Here is a 15598-nt window from a genome sequence, read left to right as displayed (position 1 = left end):
GTTGCACATTTTGTCGAGAGGATTTATGATAATAAAGGAGAATAGTATAATTTAGAGGCAATAAAATGATTCATGATATAACTATTGAAGAATTGCGAAAAATTAAAGATATAGTTCTTTTGGATGTTCGTTCTGAAAATGAATATGAGGAGGCCACAATACCTGGTGCTCTGAATCTGCCTCTATTTAATAATGAAGAACGAGCTATGATTGGGACAACTTATGTACAAATCTCTCCCGCTTTGGCCAAGGAGCAAGGATTGGCTATAGCCGGTCCTAAATTGGATGGGCTTTATAACCAAGCCAGACAATGGTCAAATGGCCGGCCTGTGGCGCTTTTTTGTTGGCGGGGGGGGATGAGAAGCAAATCCTTAGCTACAGTTTTTGCTCTGATGGGCTTGTCTGTTTACCGTTTACAAGGGGGATACAAGGCCTATCGTCATTTGGTTAATGATTACTTTACTCAAGAGTTTCCCTTTAAAGTTGTTGTGCTGCGGGGAAACACGGGTGTAGGTAAGACAGAACTATTGAAACGCTTAAGGGCTGATGGCTATCCGGCCATTGATTTGGAGAATATAGCGAATAATAGGGGCTCTGTATTCGGCTCCGTTGGTTTGGGTTCTGCCCCTTCACAAAAGTCTTTTGAGTCCGCTTTATATGAACGGCTTAGGGAAGTGGAGCATTTTCCTTACATCATAGTCGAATGTGAAAGTAAGCGAATTGGCAGAATCAATTTGCCTTCAAGTGTATATGAAGCTATGAATGCGGGTCCCCAGATCTTGGTCTATGATTCCATTCATAACCGGATTGAGCGCTTAATCAAAGAATACACCAGCTACCCTAATGCCACCCTTGAGATTAAGTCGGCTCTGGGGCGTCTGACGAAAAACCTGGGACATAATAAGATTGCTCAGTGTCATTCTTTGCTTGAACTAGGGAATTTAGAAGAGTTCACTGAAGAAATGCTAAACTATTACGACGCTCTTTATTCCTATCCTAACCATCCCAGCGATGATTATGATTACTCAATAAGCCATGAAGATCCTGATAAGGGGATCAAAGAATTGGAGGATTACCTTGATCACTGGTCGGGTATACCCGGAAGAACAACTCTACCTGGAATACGTGATACAGCAAAATAAACCCGGCTTGCTGGGTGCTGTCTCCACATTATTGGGAATGCTTGAGATCAATATTTTGACCGTCAATGGAATTGGGAAAGATCGCCGGGGATTTTTGCTTCAGTACCCATCCCAGGACAAAGTCCAAGCCCTTAACTCGGCTTTGGCATATGTTGACTCTATTCAGGTAACGGCTTTCCGATCTCCGACACTCTTTGATCGTCTGGCATTACGTCATGGGCAGCGTTTGGATATGGCGGAAAGCGACCCGCCAACCTACCATTTTATTAGGGAAGAATTAGGGTTGCTTGTGGACTTTTTAGGGGATACTTTAAAGGAAGGCGGAAATCAATTCATTGGTATCCGAGGGGTTCCCCGGGTTGGAAAAACGGAAGCAGCGATCAGCGCTTGCGTTTATGCCAACAAAAAATGGATACTCCTTTCTTCTACTATAATCCGGCAAACCTTGCGTACAACCCTTATGCTGGACGAAGCCGAGGATTCGGTGTTTTTGATTGATGGGATGACAAGCACCTCCCGTGGAGATGATGCTCACTGGCAATTATTAAACCGGGTGATGGAATTACCTACACCAAAGATCATCGAGCATCCTGATGTTTTTTTGCGTGATGGTCATATTAAGAGAGAACTTGATTTTATCATTGAGATTCGTAATCAACCTCAAGATGAGATTAGGATTGACGATGTAGCAATTAGTTTTTCTTCTTTTGATATTAGTTAAAACACAAAGAGGAGGGTTTATCATGGCAGGAGAGGGACAAATCCTTCGCAACGCTCGTGTGGATAAAGGGTGGAGCTTAACCCAAGCTGAAGAAGTTACCAAAATCAGAATCCGCTATCTGGAAGCTTTGGAAGAAGAAGCGTATCATATTTTACCTGGCGCAACCTATACCAAAGGGTTTTTAAGAACGTATGCCAAGCATTTGGGAATAAGCCCGGAGGAGGTTTTGGAACGTTATAATGCCTCAGAGCAACAACCGGAAAAACCGCTGATAGTTGAGCCTGTTCCACCACCCCGCAAGAAGCCTCAATGGATTAAGCCCGCTCTTGTGGCAATCACCGGAGTAGTTGCTCTTGTGGTCGTTATCGGAATCGCTTCTTTGAGCAAGCCTCAAGGTACCAATATTGCTCCGGAAAATATCATCACTCCCTTGCCTACTGTGCCTCAAGAAGAAATAGCCCAACAACCGGAGAATACCCCACCGGTCCAAACCCCTCCGCAAAATCCACAAAATGTTATCGCCCAGGAAAATGAGGATGTGGTGGCACAGCTGGTATTTAGTCAGCCATGTTGGATTCGGGTCAATGTAGATGGTCAGTTTGCTTTTGAAGGAACCTTTACCCAGGGGGCCACTAAAGAGCTGAGAGCAAAGGAGCAAATTGAACTTGTTACTGTCGGCAATGCCGGTGGTCTTACCGTAACACTCAACGGCAAGGCTTGGCCAAGCCTTGGGGCTCAGGGACAGGTGGTTCATAATATCATTCTTAAGAAGGACACCGAAAGTCAAGTCAGCTTAGTGCCCTGAGATCTTGTGCTGACTTTAGGTATCATACTATAAAAGGAGAGAGATTCGTGGCGAAGGATTCATCATTTGATATTGTTTCTAAAGTGGAAATGCAGGAAGTAACCAATGCAATTCACCAAGCGCAAAAGGAAATTGAACAGCGTTTTGATTTTAAAAACAGTAAATCTTCCATTGAGCTGCAGGATGAAAAGATCATCTTGGTTTCCGATGACGATTTTAAACTCCGTAACGTCATAGATATTTTAGAGAGTAAACTCGTTAAGCGGCAGATATCCCTTAAAGCCTTAGACTATGGCAAAGTTCAGCCGGCAGCCGGAGATACGGTCCGCCAGGAAGTAAAGCTTGTTCAGGGAATATCCCAGGATAAAGGAAAAGAAATCAACAAGATCATCAAAGACAGCAAAATCAAAGTATCCAGTTCTATCCAAGGGGATCAGGTCCGTGTAACGGGTAAGAACAGGGATGATTTGCAGGCGGTCATCGCCTTGTTGCGCAAGCAGGATCTGGGTATCGACCTTCAATTCATCAATTATCGTTAAATGAATTCACACCTCCCACAACTGTGGGAGTTTTTGATTTTTCTACTTTAAGGAGTGAGCCCGATTAAAATCCCTCAATTTCTGCCTATTACTAAGAAGGATATGAAAAAACGAGGCTGGGAAGAGCTGGATTTCCTGCTTATTACAGGAGATGCCTATGTGGATCATCCCAGCTTTGGCATTGCTATAATATCCCGTGTTCTGGAGAAGCATGGCTATAAAGTTGGAATTATAGCCCAGCCCAATTGGCGTGATGTTCAAGCGTTTCAAGTCTTGGGCAGGCCCCGCCTGGCCTGCCTCGTCTCCGGTGGGAATCTCGACTCTATGGTTAACCATTATACTGCAGCTAAGAAACGGCGTCATAGAGATGTCTATTCCCCGGGAGGTAAGGCAGGATTGCGTCCCGATCATGCCACCATTGTCTATGCCAACAAGGTCCGTGAAGCTTTTCCGGGGTTGCCTGTCATTATTGGCGGTATTGAAGGCTCTTTAAGACGATTTGCTCATTATGATTTTTGGAATGATAAGGTTAAACGGTCCGTGCTCTTGGATAGTCAAGGAGATTTGCTTGTATTTGGGATGGGTGAAAAGGCTATTGTCGAGGTGGCCAATGCCTTAAAAGACGGTATTCCCATTGATGAGATTCAAGGGGTCAGAGGGACCATGGTTCCTTGGAAAAAAGATATTCCGGAAGAAGTGATACAGCTTCCTTCCTTTCAGGATGTGGTTGAGGATAAGAGGAACTATGCGGAAAGCTTCTGGGTGCAGTATAACCAGCAGGATCCCTATTATGGCAAAGCGATGTACCAAAGCCATGGGCATGAAGGAATTATCCAGTATCCTCCGGCCTATCCTTTGACTCAATCCGAGATGGATGGAGTATATGCTCTACCCTATGTAGGTACCTATCATCCTATCTACGAGGAAGCAGGCGGGGTACCTGCCATCGAAGAAGTAGAATTCAGTCTGGTCAGCTCCCGGGGATGTTATGGAGGGTGCTCCTTCTGTGCCCTGAACTTCCATCAGGGACGTATCGTCCAAGGGCGGAGTGCGGAGTCCATCGTCAGAGAAGCTGAGCAGTTGACCTGGAGTCCACGATTTAAAGGATATATCCATGATGTAGGAGGACCCACGGCCAATTTCCGCCGCCCGGCCTGCAAAGCCCAACTTAAACGCGGGGCATGTTCCAACAAGCAATGTCTCTTTCCTTTCCCTTGCGCCAAGGCGGATGTGGATCATACAGAATATATTGAGCTCCTGCGCAGATTGCGCGGTCTGCCTAAAGTAAAAAAAGTCTTTGTCCGTTCCGGGATTCGCTATGATGCGGTTTTGGCGGATAAAAATACTTCCTTTTTGCGTGAACTGTGTGAGCATCATGTGAGTGGGCAGCTTAAAGTTGCTCCCGAACATATCAGTGACAAGGTATTAAAGAGGATGGGGAAGCCAGGTAAAAAAGTCTATGAACGTTTTGTTGATGATTTTAAAAACATCAATGAAACGCTCGGGAAAAAGCAGTATTTGGTACCCTATCTCATGTCCTCCCATCCGGGCAGTGGCTTAAGAGAAGCTATAGAACTGGCGGAATATGTTCGGGATATGGGGGTCAACCCGGAACAGGTTCAAGACTTTATTCCTACTCCAGGAAGTCTATCCACCTGTATGTATTACACAGGGTTGGATCCCCGCACCATGGAAAAGGTTTATGTACCTCGCACCATGGAAGAAAAGGCCATGCAAAGAGCCTTAATTCAATACCGGAATCCTAAGAATTACGACTTAGTGGAGAAGGCGCTGAAGTTGGCCCATCGGGAGGATCTCATCGGTTATGGTTCTCAATGCCTTATCCGTCCCCGCTCTCAGCACAAAAAAAGCCCTGGTTCCGTCGCAAAAAGCTCTCCTTCTGCCTCTCTGTCCCGTGGCAAAAAGAGAACTGATGTAAAGGGAAAATCCAGGGTTAAGTCCAGGCATAAAGGGTGAGCCTTAATCACATACCTCCCCGAACTCTTCTATCAGCATGTCCTCAACTTCTTCCATTTCTACAGTCCCCAGCTCTTTCTGAAAAGAAGGTTCGAGTTCGATATATTTTTCGTAGGTTAATTCCTCATCCTCCTCGATAAATTTGGAGAAGGAAAAGAAAATCCCGTCCTTGCTTTCTTCGAGGCGCTTCAGAATATAATACTCCGAGGGGTCTAATTTGCTTTGCAAAACAAGAGCATTTCCGTTTATCACGAAGAGAACTTGAGCATCTTCATAAGAGCGGCGATGGAACTTCCAGATGAACCCTTGGATAAGTGAATCTTGATATCCGATGGTGTCATCCTCTCCAGAGGTTTTCCAGGAGAATACGATGGAAAGCACCTCTCTTGCTTCCATTTCTTCGGCTAATTCATCAAGACGGGAAGCCACAGCAGAGGGAATGCGATATTCGTCGCACATGGAACTTCCACAGGAATAGACAGGTACATTGATGACTTTACCAGCGCCATGGTTCAGGGCGATGGGAAGGGTGCGGGAGGTTAAAAAACCTGTATCCCCACATCCGCATTGATCCACAGGTGAAAGAGTATCGTTCAACAAACCGAGCACCTCGCAATGATTATTGATGAAAGTCCATAGAGCTTACTCACATCATTCTACTTTAATCCAACGGAAAACAAAAGATAAGAGTAGAAAAGATCTTCTTTATAGTTTACCACATTTTACCTGGAAAATCATTTTCCTAAGACTGGCAATTCTCCATAATTAGTTTTGACACTTGGGGAAATATTAGTTTATACTAGATTAGTAATTACACATAAATAAAGATTTTAAGTCAAGGTAATCTTAGAAAAATGATACTATGCAGAGGTGCAAGCATTGAATAAAAAAGTTGCTATTGTGACTTTAGGATGTCCGAAAAACCAAGTTGATAGTGAAATCATGACCGGTCATATGATGGAAAAATATCAGGTCGTGACTGAGCCGGAGCAAGCGGATATTATTATTATTAATACCTGTACTTTTATTGAAAGTGCCAAGGCTGAATCCATCGATACAATTCTCCAGATGTCTCAATATAAGGGCGAAGGACAGTGCAAGACTCTTGTGGCTACAGGGTGCTTAGCTCAACGTTACGGAGATGAGCTTTTAGCTGAGATTCCCGAACTGGATGGAATCATGGGGACTGGGAATATCTCAGAGATTCTGCAGACTCTCGAGGAAGCAGAGAAGAGTAAGGTTAAGAAGATAAGTGCTGAGGCCCCGGCCTTTATCTATGATGAAACTATGCCCAGGGTCCGCTTAACTCCTAAGCAGTATGCCTATGTCAAGGTGGCTGAAGGGTGCGACAATTATTGCACTTATTGCATCATTCCTCATGTGCGGGGGCATTTTCGTAGCAGAAAACAAGAGTCCATCCTTCGTGAGGTGGAAGCCATGGCTTCCGAAGGAGTTAAAGAAGTTTTACTGATCGCTCAAGATACTACCCGTTATGGAAAAGATCTCTATGGCGAGTATAGGTTGCCTTCCCTGATCAAAGAGATTGCCAAGATTGAAGGAATAGAATGGATCCGCCTCATGTACTGTTATCCGGAATTGTTCACTGATGAACTGATCACGGTTATGAAGGAAACTCCAAAAGTTTGCCGTTATCTCGACCTTCCTCTTCAACACGCTCATAATAAAGTATTAGCTGAAATGAATCGGAGAGGTACTATTCAAGAAGCTGAAGGATTAATTGAAACATTACGTCGGGAAATGCCTGATATTCGTCTTCGCACAACCATGATCACCGGGTTTCCCGGGGAAACTGAAGAAGAGTTTCAAACTGTTTTGGATTTTGCCAAGAGAATTCGCTTTGAACGCTTAGGGGCATTTGCCTATTCTCAAGAAGAATCCACTCCTGCCGCCAAGAGGGAAGATCAGGTGCCAGAGGAGATTCGCGAACAGCGACGTAATGAACTGATGAGACTGCAGTACGACATCGCTTACGAGCAACAGCAGAGGTGGGTGGGGCAAACCCTAAAGGTCCTTATCGAAGAAAAATTGCCGGATAAACGCTGGGTTGGTCGCAGCGAAGGGGATGCTCCGGAAATCGACGGTTTAGTCTATGTTCATTCCCCAGGAGAACTTGAGATTGGAGACTTTGTCCAGGTTAAGATTAGGGAAGCAGATAGCTATGATTTAGTGGGAGAGGTTGTGCAGTGAATTTACCCAATCAACTCACCTTAGCGCGGATAATATTAATACCCATATTTATGGCCTTGTTACTCATACAATTTCCTAAAGGTCAGCCGATTTTTCCTCATCAGGATTTTGTGGCAGCGATGATATTCATCCTGGCAGCTACGACGGATGGATTGGATGGCTATATTGCACGTAAAAGAGGCCAGGTTACAGTCCTTGGGAAATTTATGGACCCGCTGGCAGATAAGCTTTTAGTTTCGGCAGCATTAATTGCTCTTGTGGACTTAGGGGATGTGCCGGCGTGGATTTGCTGGACCATACTAGCCCGGGAGTTTGCAGTGACAGGATTAAGAGCCATAGCTTCTGCTGATGGAACCGTGATTGCAGCCAGTAAACTAGGCAAGATCAAAACCGTATCTCAGGTCTTGGCTATTTCTCTGATTCTGCTTCATGATTGGCCGTTATCTCTCTTTGATATATATCTAGGGCAGCCCTTTCTCTATGTAGCCCTTTTCTTTACGATTATTTCAGGTGTGGATTATTTAGTAAAATCAATGAAGTTTTTGAAGAAATAGAAATAACAATGAACAGCAGGGTTTTCCAAGGGTTGGAAGACAATGCTGTTTTTTGTATTATTGGCACGAATTGGATATAAGTGCAACCCATCATCCGTGCTATAATATTGGAGTGAATTAGTATATACCTGGTGTTATACTCGTGTTTGCATCACCAACCGGATAAGAGTACACGCTGGGATAGTATTGCATTATAAGATTATAAAAATAAAGATCGGAGGCGCTTTATGACGAAGCAGCGGCTCACCATCATCAGCTTAGTAAGTATACTTATTTTTGGCTTATTATTAAGCGGCAAGCTTTTATATGAAAATAAATGGCTCGAAGGTTCTTTAATTAAGGAAAGTCAACAGATTTCAGGGGTAATATCTGCTGAGATATTGAATAGACAAGGGGCTTCTGAAATGTTGGTCAATACCGGTCAGGTAAGTAATCTGCAAACTATTTGCACTCAGTTGAAGACTATTTCCGGAGCACGTCCAATTCGTCTGGCGGATCAACGAACTCCTGAGTTGGAAGAGATCTTTCAGCAGATGCAATTTGCTATTCAAGAGGGTATGGCCATGGGAAACTTCACGCAAATGGAGGAAACCCTTACGACACAGGCGGGGCAGGCCGGAGTGATTATGAGCCTGGCCATGGATAACGAAGCCATCTATCTCGTTTTGACTAAAGGAGAAAATCAATTGGTTTCTGTTATAGAGAGACATGGACAGGGAATATTCCTTCCCAGTGTCGGAGGGGATTATAAAACCATGAACCAATAGGTGGGAAGGAGGAGAGAGAATGGGATTGGCTAAAGATATAGCAGCCGGGGTTGGACTAGGATTGTTTTTTTATCTTTGGGTTTCCGGTTACAATGTTTTGCCCATTGGATTTTTGGTGCTTTTGGCCGTTATGTTTTGGAAGTTTATCCCCCGACCTATGGTAGGAGGATCTGAAAAAGGGGTCCGGATTTCCGGCGGCACAGTTGATTTTGAAGATATAGGCGGTCAGAATGCCGCTAAAAAAGAACTGCAGGAGGCCCTGGACTTTCTCTTATACAGTGAACGCATGAGGGAACTGGGGATTCGGCCTCTGAAAGGTATCCTTTTATCCGGTCCGCCAGGAACTGGAAAGACCTTATTGGCTAAGGCGGCGGCTCGTTATACGGATTCTGTTTACTTAGCCGTTTCAGGCAGTGAGTTTGTGGAAATGTACGCAGGTGTGGGAGCGGAGCGGGTAAGGAAACTCTTCAAAAAGGCAAGAGAGACGGCTAAAAAAGAAAAGAAAGATCGGGCAATAATTTTCATTGATGAGATGGATATTCTTGGAGCTAAGCGAGGCAGTAATGTCTCCCACCATGAATACGATCAGACTCTCAACCAGCTTCTGGTGGAAATGGATGGGCTGGGAAACAGTGAACAAGGTTCCCAAATTTTAGTTATTGCTGCCACTAACCGTGCAGAAGCACTGGATCCGGCTCTTTTGCGTCCGGGGCGTTTTGATCGTCAGGTCAAGGTGGACTTACCGGATAAAGAAGGGCGTTTAGCCATCCTCACTATTCATACTAAAAACAAACCTTTGGCTCCCTGTGTGGATCTGGAGCAGATTGCCCAAGAAACCTATAATTTTTCCGGTGCTCATTTGGAAAGCGTAACCAATGAAGCGGCAGTCTTTGCTCTAAGGAATGATGCTCAGGAAATTAACATGTCTCATTTCCGGGAAGCGGTTGAAAAAGTTCTCTTAGGAGAAAAACTGGATCGCAAGCCTACGGATGAAGAATTACAGCGGGTGGCTATCCATGAGGGGGGCCATGCCTTGCTTGCCGAACATGTACGGCCTCATTCAGTGTCGCAAATCTCTATTCGCTCCCGGGGTAACGCTTTGGGCTATGTTCGTCACTATCCTAAAGATGATTTGTATCTTTATACCCAGGCCATGATTGAAGAACAGATTATGGTTGCCCTTGCCGGAGCCATAGCCGAGGAAGCCATCCTGGGTACGCGAAGTACCGGCGCAGCCGGTGATTATGAACAAGCCCTGCATATGGTGGAGAAAATGCTAGCCTCAGGAATGTCCACCCTCGGAGTCGTGGATGTGGCGAAATTAGGTGCTGAACAGCGTCAACAAGTCACTGGCGAAATACTTGAACAATTGGAGGAGAGGACCCGTCAGATTATCCTGGAGAGGAAGGGCCTCCTTGAGAAAGTAGTTAAGGTATTAAAAATTGAAGAAGTTCTTGATGGAGAAAGACTTCGTCTGCTTATTGAAGAGAATGCAGCTTAATCCATTACTCATGAGATCCTGGAAGACAGGATCTTTTTTTCTGCTCTGAAAAAGGCTCGAAAGCTGATTCTCCAGGATTTTGCTTTCGGCGTTCACTCTATAAGCTGCGCGGAGCAATCTAATCGCTCAAGCTCAATGGGCGGTTGGAAACGTCCTGTTTCCAACCCGACTCCGCTACAGTCTTTTCGCGAAGATTGCTTACCTGCTCGCTTAGAATCCGTTCTCTGCCTTAAAGCCAAATCCTTGGGCTACCTTTCGGGCTTGAGCGGCGCAGCTACCCGACCTGGATCAAGCTTTCATCTCTGCTGGTGCTATCCCGCGGTATGGTCGATTACTCTGAAAAAGACCCCAAAACAGAGTCAACAAAGACCTGGAAGCGTAGCTTTATGCACAAGAGCGAAGGATTTTCACTGTGTATAAGGCAGCTAAGGCTTCTGCTTCGCTTCACTCACCATAAGCCAAGCTTTCTTTAAGCGGAAGGGCGGTCGGGTTAACGAGGCTTTCTTAACATTGCGTAGCCATGGTTCACATCAGGTATTGCCCTAAGGTTTGGCGGAGCAGTTAAGAAAGCGGGTTGACCTGCCCCGGAGCTACTGAGTGAGCACTGTGCGTAAAGCTACACGACCCGGATAGCTTTTTCATTCTCTGTCGGTGCTGTGGCAGCGGCATGGAGAAAATTATTTGATTAAGACTTTACTCTATCCGAGAGGATAAGTTTTCGAAAGAAGAGAAATAATTTAAAGGAATTATTTTAATATCTACTTATATTTGCGTTTGTAGAGGGAGAGTGATAAAATATCATGAAAGCTGAAATTGTTGCAACTGGAACGGAAATACTATTAGGACAGACCTTAAATACGAGTGCACACTATCTTACAGGAAAGTTATCTGAATTAGGAATTGAAGTGGATTACCATACGACGGTTGGAGACAACAAAGAACGGTTGAGAAAGGTAATCCTACAAGGAATAGAACGATCGGATCTGCTTATGATTACCGGAGGGACAGGGCCAACGGAAGACGATCTCTCCAAGGAACTCATTGCGCAGATTTTTGGATTAAAAATGATTCTTGATCCGCCTAGTCACGAAAAGATTCAAGAGTTTTTCGCCATAAGAGGCAGCGAAATGCCTAAGGCGGAAGAGAAACAAGCATACTTTCCTGAAGGATCTCAAATTCTTCCCAATCATTTTGGGACAGCACCAGGGGCTATTGTCCGAAAGAATAATAAGACCATCATCCTCTTGCCGGGCCCTCCATCGGAAATGGAGCCTATGTTCAAGAGCTATGTATGGCCATTTTTGGAGCGAATAGCTCAAGGAGATTCTGCTAGAATGTACGTTCGAGTGATGAAGGTTGTGGGCTTGGGGGAGTCGGAGTTGGAAGAGCTACTCCGAGATTTCATGGGAAGGCATGATCCCAGCATGACCTTGCTTTGCAAGCATTCTGAAATGCATATCCGCTTAGTGGTGAGAGGGAATGCCGATGAAGCCGCAGGGATTCTCGCTCAAGCTGAAAGCGTGATTCGTGAGCGACTCGGGGATAAGGTATTCGGAACGGATGAGGATACCATGCTTGAACTTGTCAGTAGGGGATTGAAGGAACATCGGTTGACTCTTGCCACGGCGGAATCATGTACGGGTGGACTATTGGGTGCACAGCTTACCCAACAGCCTGGAAGTTCGGATTTCTATCTGGGTGGAGTCATCAGTTATTCCAACGCTCTGAAGGAAGGTTTTTTGGGAGTGAGTTCCCAGACCTTGTGCCAATATGGTGCTGTCAGTGCTGAGACAGCACGGGAAATGGCCGTAGGTATCCGAAATCGTACCCAAGCAGATCTTGGCATTAGTATTACTGGAATTGCCGGACCCGGAGGAGGAAGCCAGGAAAAGCCTGTTGGATTAGTCTATATTGGCTTAGCTACTTCGGAAGGTATCAAAGCGCATAAGTTTCAGTTTCATGGAGGCCGTGATTCAATTCGTCAGCTGACTGTTCAAGCTGCCCTGGATTGGATTCGCCGTTATATGTTGAATATTGAAAGGGGTTAACTATTCATTGAGTGCAGAACGTTTACAATCTTTTGGTGAAATAAGTTTGAGCAAACAAACTCTCCAAGCATTATCGGAAATGGGGTTCGAGGAACCCTCGCCGATTCAGAAAGCAGCGATTCCCGTGGCTATAGATGGAGTGGACCTAATTGGACAGGCCCAAACCGGTACAGGAAAAACAGCTGCCTTTGGGATTCCCATCTGTGAAAAAATCAACCCTAAGTTTCAGGCGGTTCAAGCCCTTATTTTGACACCAACTCGGGAATTGGCAGTTCAGGTGTCGGAAGAGATCAGCAAGATCGGAAAATATCGCCATGTTAAACCCTTACCCATTTATGGAGGTCAATCCATAGACCGCCAGATCCGGGCACTGCGTTTTGGCAGCCAAGTGGTTGTAGGAACTCCGGGCCGTATCCTCGACCATTTAAATCGTGGGACGTTAAAACTACAGTACGTAAAAATGGTGGTTCTGGACGAAGCCGATGAAATGCTGGATATGGGATTTGTTGAAGATATAGAAACTATCCTTAAGCAGGTTCCCAGGGAAGAGCGCCAGGTTATGCTTTTCTCCGCTACTATGCCGCCGGAAATCAAGAAATTGGCTCAGAATTATATGAGTCAACCCAAATCTGTAGCCGTAAGCCGTGATGAACTCACAGTTCCTTTGATTGAGCAAGTCTTTTATGAAGCCAGAGACAAGATTAAAGTCGACGCCCTGTGCCGGATTATCGATATGGAAGATATCGGCCAAGCCATCATCTTTTGCCGGACCAAAAGAGGGGTTGATGAGCTTGTAGCTGCTTTGGAGGCAAGAGGGTATTTTGCTGATGCTCTGCATGGTGACTTAAGCCAGCAGCAGAGAGACCGGGTCATGAAGAAGTTCCGTGATGGCAAGGTCGAACTCCTTGTGGCTACGGACGTGGCAGCCCGGGGACTGGATATCGATAATGTCACACATGTTATTAACTTCGATATTCCCCAGGATCCGGAGTCTTATGTCCATCGTATCGGACGTACCGGCAGAGCCGGGCGCAAAGGTCAAGCCATTACTTTGATTTCCTCCCGGGAATACCGCCAACTTCGTTTGATCGAACGCTTGATTAAGACCCGGATCGTACGCAAAGAATTACCGACCTTAGCCGATGTCAGTGAACGGCAAGCAGAAAATCTCAAGAATCATCTTGTTAAGATTTTACAACGAGGCCACCTGGGAACCTATCGTTCCATCGTGGGCTCCTTGCTGGAGGAGTATGACTCCGTGGATGTAGCGGCGGCAGCCTTGAAGTTCGCCGTGGAGGGTGTTGACGAGCGAATTGAAGAGGAAGATGATATTGCCTTTGGTAATACGGGAGCAGCTCCCGGCATGGTCCGCCTCTTTATGAATATCGGCCGTCTTCAGCAAGTCCGTCCTCAGGACATTGTGCGTTGGATAGCAGACGAAAGCGGGATTCCCGGCAATATTATCGGGATGATCAACATCTATGATAAATTTACTTTTGTGGAAATCCCGGAACAACACGCCAGCCGTGTTCTCAGCTGCATGCATCAGAACATGATCAAAGGCCGTAAGGTCAACGTGGAACCGGCTAAGGCCAGATAAAGAAACAAGAGGCCGCTGTAAAATGGACTGCAAGTCCGTTGAACAGCGGCCTTTTTGTTGGCATAGCGGATTTCGGATACGCCCTGATTCTCCAGGATTTTGCTTTCGGCGTTCACTCCATAAGCTTCGTGGAGCAATCTAATCGCTCAAGACCTTCGCTGCGTGGAGAGAGCGCTTGCTTCGCATATAAGAGGTCGTGGGTTCGAATCCCCTTATCTTCGCTAGAAAATTGAGACAAAACAGATGCATTTGCTTTGCCTTGACTTTTATATTATATTTTATTTAGGAGGGTAGTAATGAAAAAATTATTATTCTATATGCCAGCTATTATGTTCACACTTTTTTATGGAATAGTAGCACTTAGTGGTTTTAGTGCTATTTCACCTATTGTTGCGGTTTGGTTACTCTTATGGTTTATTAGCGGCTTTCTTCTTAATAAAAGTTATTTCTGGGGTAGTTTATTGGGTGCACTGCCAGCAATCCATTTAGTTTATATGGGAACGCAGGAAACTGGCCAGATTTTCAGTGAAACACCAATAGGCATTGTAGTCTTAGTTTTTTATGTTATTTGTGGATATTTGGTTTATAGAAAAAATACAAAACTATCAAACAAACTGTAAATGCATAATTATGAATACCATTTTACCTGCATCTATTTTGTACTAATGACACATGAAAGAACGTCGATATTGATACAATATTGACACGCTAAGAAGGCCCGGTAGGTATTACCGGGCCTTCCTTATTTCATATGATTGGCTGACTTAGCTATCTCTGATAGAAGAAAGCTATTTTTTCAGCATTTCTTTCAGTTTAGCACGTACAGATTCCAAATTGCTGTCGCACAGGATGGGTATAAACGCCGTAAGCTGTTCCGGTTCAAAATCCCACCATCTCAACTCTTGCAGCAAAGCGATCAGTTCGTCGTCAAACCGTTTCTTAATAGGCTTTGCCGGGTTCCCGCCTACAACGGTATAGGCCTCCACATCCTTGGCTACCACCGAATAAGCGGCGACAATAGCTCCGTTACCGATTTTTACACCGGGCATGATGACGCTTTCGCGGCCTATCCACACATCGTTGCCGATGATGGTGTCCCCCTTGAAAGGAAGCTGGGAAAGATGGGGCGGTGCAGCTTCAGTCCATGCGCCGCCAAAGACGCTGAACGGATAGGTGCTGATACTGCTGATGCGGTGGTTGGCGCTGCCCATGATAAACCGTACACCGTTGGCAAGGGCGCAGAATTTGCCGATAATGAGCTTGTCTCCAAACTCCGGCCAATTGAACAGTACATTGTTGCGCTCAAAGCCGGTGGGGTCAACGGCGTCATCGTAATAGGTGTAGTCCCCTACAAAAATATTGGGGGCTGTGATTACATTTTTTAAAAAGCAGGATGTTTTATATTCATTAGGAAAGATCTCATTCGGATCGAGAATCTGTATTTTATCCATAGTTTCCATCAGTTATTGCTCCTTTATTTTAGTAGTGTTATCACCTCCGGATTTATTGATTGGCGACGTAGCTACCGCCCTTTTTCTTCGAATTTCTTTCATAAATTAATCGTCTCCTTTTCTAAACGAAACCAGAACAATAGTGCATTCTATATCCTGATTGTAATAGTTAACTGTTACTTATATAATCCTCAGCTTATGGATTTATACTTATACCATTATATCATACGAGGTTTAACTTTTTTATGCGGCTATTCATTTGAAAAATCGTCGTTTTTGCCATAT

At 45.0% G+C, this 15598-nt stretch carries 14 protein-coding genes; 12 read left to right on the top strand and 2 right to left on the bottom strand.

The window, feature by feature from the left end; genetic code table 11:
- Nucleotides 1-65: 65 nt before the first annotated feature.
- The 5 genes from mnmH to DESPCE1_RS0112855 are packed head-to-tail and all read left to right on the top strand — an operon-like array spanning nt 66 to nt 5184.
- Entirely contained in the window at nt 66-1142 is a 1077-nt protein-coding gene (gene mnmH / locus DESPCE1_RS0112875) for a tRNA 2-selenouridine(34) synthase MnmH (RefSeq protein ID WP_014794401.1), read from the top strand.
- On the top strand, nt 1078-1863 hold the full coding sequence (locus tag DESPCE1_RS0112870; RefSeq protein WP_019850712.1) for a DUF3388 domain-containing protein: 786 nt from the start codon (nt 1078-1080) through the stop codon (nt 1861-1863). Before mnmH ends, DESPCE1_RS0112870 begins: the two co-directional genes overlap by 65 nt.
- A 22-nt stretch (nt 1864-1885) precedes the next feature.
- Nucleotides 1886-2668 (top strand): RodZ domain-containing protein, encoded by a 783-nt coding sequence (locus tag DESPCE1_RS0112865; protein WP_019850711.1) that lies wholly within the window; start codon nt 1886-1888, stop codon nt 2666-2668.
- Nucleotides 2669-2715: 47 nt separating this feature from the next.
- Entirely contained in the window at nt 2716-3207 is a 492-nt protein-coding gene (locus tag DESPCE1_RS0112860; RefSeq protein ID WP_019850710.1) for a YajQ family cyclic di-GMP-binding protein, read from the top strand.
- A gap of 54 nt (nt 3208-3261) precedes the next feature.
- A complete protein-coding gene (locus DESPCE1_RS0112855; protein ID WP_019850709.1) occupies nt 3262-5184 on the top strand; it encodes a YgiQ family radical SAM protein in 1923 nt (640 codons plus the stop codon).
- Between the two features lie 3 nt (nt 5185-5187).
- Here DESPCE1_RS0112855 and DESPCE1_RS0112850 read toward each other — a convergent pair whose 3' ends face one another.
- On the bottom strand, nt 5188-5793 hold the full coding sequence (locus tag DESPCE1_RS0112850) for a hypothetical protein (RefSeq protein WP_028305564.1): 606 nt from the start codon (nt 5791-5793) through the stop codon (nt 5188-5190).
- A 270-nt stretch (nt 5794-6063) separates the two neighbouring features.
- Between DESPCE1_RS0112850 and rimO the strand changes: the two genes are divergently transcribed.
- From rimO to DESPCE1_RS0112815, 7 genes are all read left to right on the top strand, one after another.
- Nucleotides 6064-7392, top strand: a complete 1329-nt coding sequence (gene rimO / locus DESPCE1_RS0112845) for a 30S ribosomal protein S12 methylthiotransferase RimO (protein ID WP_019850707.1) — start codon at nt 6064-6066, stop codon at nt 7390-7392.
- Complete coding sequence (pgsA, locus tag DESPCE1_RS0112840) at nt 7389-7946, top strand: CDP-diacylglycerol--glycerol-3-phosphate 3-phosphatidyltransferase (RefSeq protein ID WP_014794394.1); 558 nt, start codon at nt 7389-7391, stop codon at nt 7944-7946. Before rimO ends, pgsA begins: the two co-directional genes overlap by 4 nt.
- Before the next feature lie 227 nt (nt 7947-8173).
- Complete coding sequence (locus DESPCE1_RS0112835; RefSeq protein WP_019850706.1) at nt 8174-8713, top strand: hypothetical protein; 540 nt, start codon at nt 8174-8176, stop codon at nt 8711-8713.
- Nucleotides 8714-8732: 19 nt separating this feature from the next.
- Nucleotides 8733-10214: an AAA family ATPase gene (locus DESPCE1_RS0112830; protein WP_019850705.1), complete on the top strand. Its 1482-nt coding sequence runs from the start codon at nt 8733-8735 to the stop codon at nt 10212-10214.
- An 800-nt stretch (nt 10215-11014) separates the two neighbouring features.
- On the top strand, nt 11015-12262 hold the full coding sequence (locus tag DESPCE1_RS0112825) for a competence/damage-inducible protein A (RefSeq protein ID WP_019850704.1): 1248 nt from the start codon (nt 11015-11017) through the stop codon (nt 12260-12262).
- Between the two features lie 7 nt (nt 12263-12269).
- Nucleotides 12270-13862, top strand: coding sequence for a DEAD/DEAH box helicase (locus DESPCE1_RS0112820; protein WP_014794390.1), 1593 nt, complete (start codon nt 12270-12272; stop codon nt 13860-13862).
- 296 nt (nt 13863-14158) lie between these two features.
- A complete protein-coding gene (locus DESPCE1_RS0112815; protein WP_014794389.1) occupies nt 14159-14482 on the top strand; it encodes a hypothetical protein in 324 nt (107 codons plus the stop codon).
- A gap of 168 nt (nt 14483-14650) precedes the next feature.
- Here DESPCE1_RS0112815 and DESPCE1_RS0112810 read toward each other — a convergent pair whose 3' ends face one another.
- Entirely contained in the window at nt 14651-15313 is a 663-nt protein-coding gene (locus tag DESPCE1_RS0112810) for a CatB-related O-acetyltransferase (RefSeq protein WP_345787846.1), read from the bottom strand.
- Nucleotides 15314-15598: the final 285 nt, after the last annotated feature.

This window comes from Desulfitobacterium sp. PCE1 (assembly GCF_000384015.1).
In the GTDB taxonomy this organism is placed as follows: domain Bacteria; phylum Bacillota; class Desulfitobacteriia; order Desulfitobacteriales; family Desulfitobacteriaceae; genus Desulfitobacterium; species Desulfitobacterium dehalogenans.
Note: the sequence above shows the minus strand (reverse complement) of the source record. Positions and strands in the feature narration are given on the sequence as shown.

Excerpts from the sequence above, each read along its gene's own strand:
- mnmH (WP_014794401.1), top strand. The coding sequence starts at position 66 with ATGATTCATGATATAACTATTGAAGAATTGCGAAAAATTAAAGATATA.
- DESPCE1_RS0112865 (WP_019850711.1), top strand. The coding sequence starts at position 1,886 with ATGGCAGGAGAGGGACAAATCCTTCGCAACGCTCGTGTGGATAAAGGG.
- DESPCE1_RS0112835 (WP_019850706.1), top strand. The coding sequence starts at position 8,174 with ATGACGAAGCAGCGGCTCACCATCATCAGCTTAGTAAGTATACTTATT.
- DESPCE1_RS0112830 (WP_019850705.1), top strand. The coding sequence starts at position 8,733 with ATGGGATTGGCTAAAGATATAGCAGCCGGGGTTGGACTAGGATTGTTT.
- DESPCE1_RS0112825 (WP_019850704.1), top strand. The coding sequence starts at position 11,015 with ATGAAAGCTGAAATTGTTGCAACTGGAACGGAAATACTATTAGGACAG.
- DESPCE1_RS0112815 (WP_014794389.1), top strand. The coding sequence starts at position 14,159 with ATGAAAAAATTATTATTCTATATGCCAGCTATTATGTTCACACTTTTT.
- DESPCE1_RS0112810 (WP_345787846.1), bottom strand. The coding sequence starts at position 15,313 with ATGGATAAAATACAGATTCTCGATCCGAATGAGATCTTTCCTAATGAA.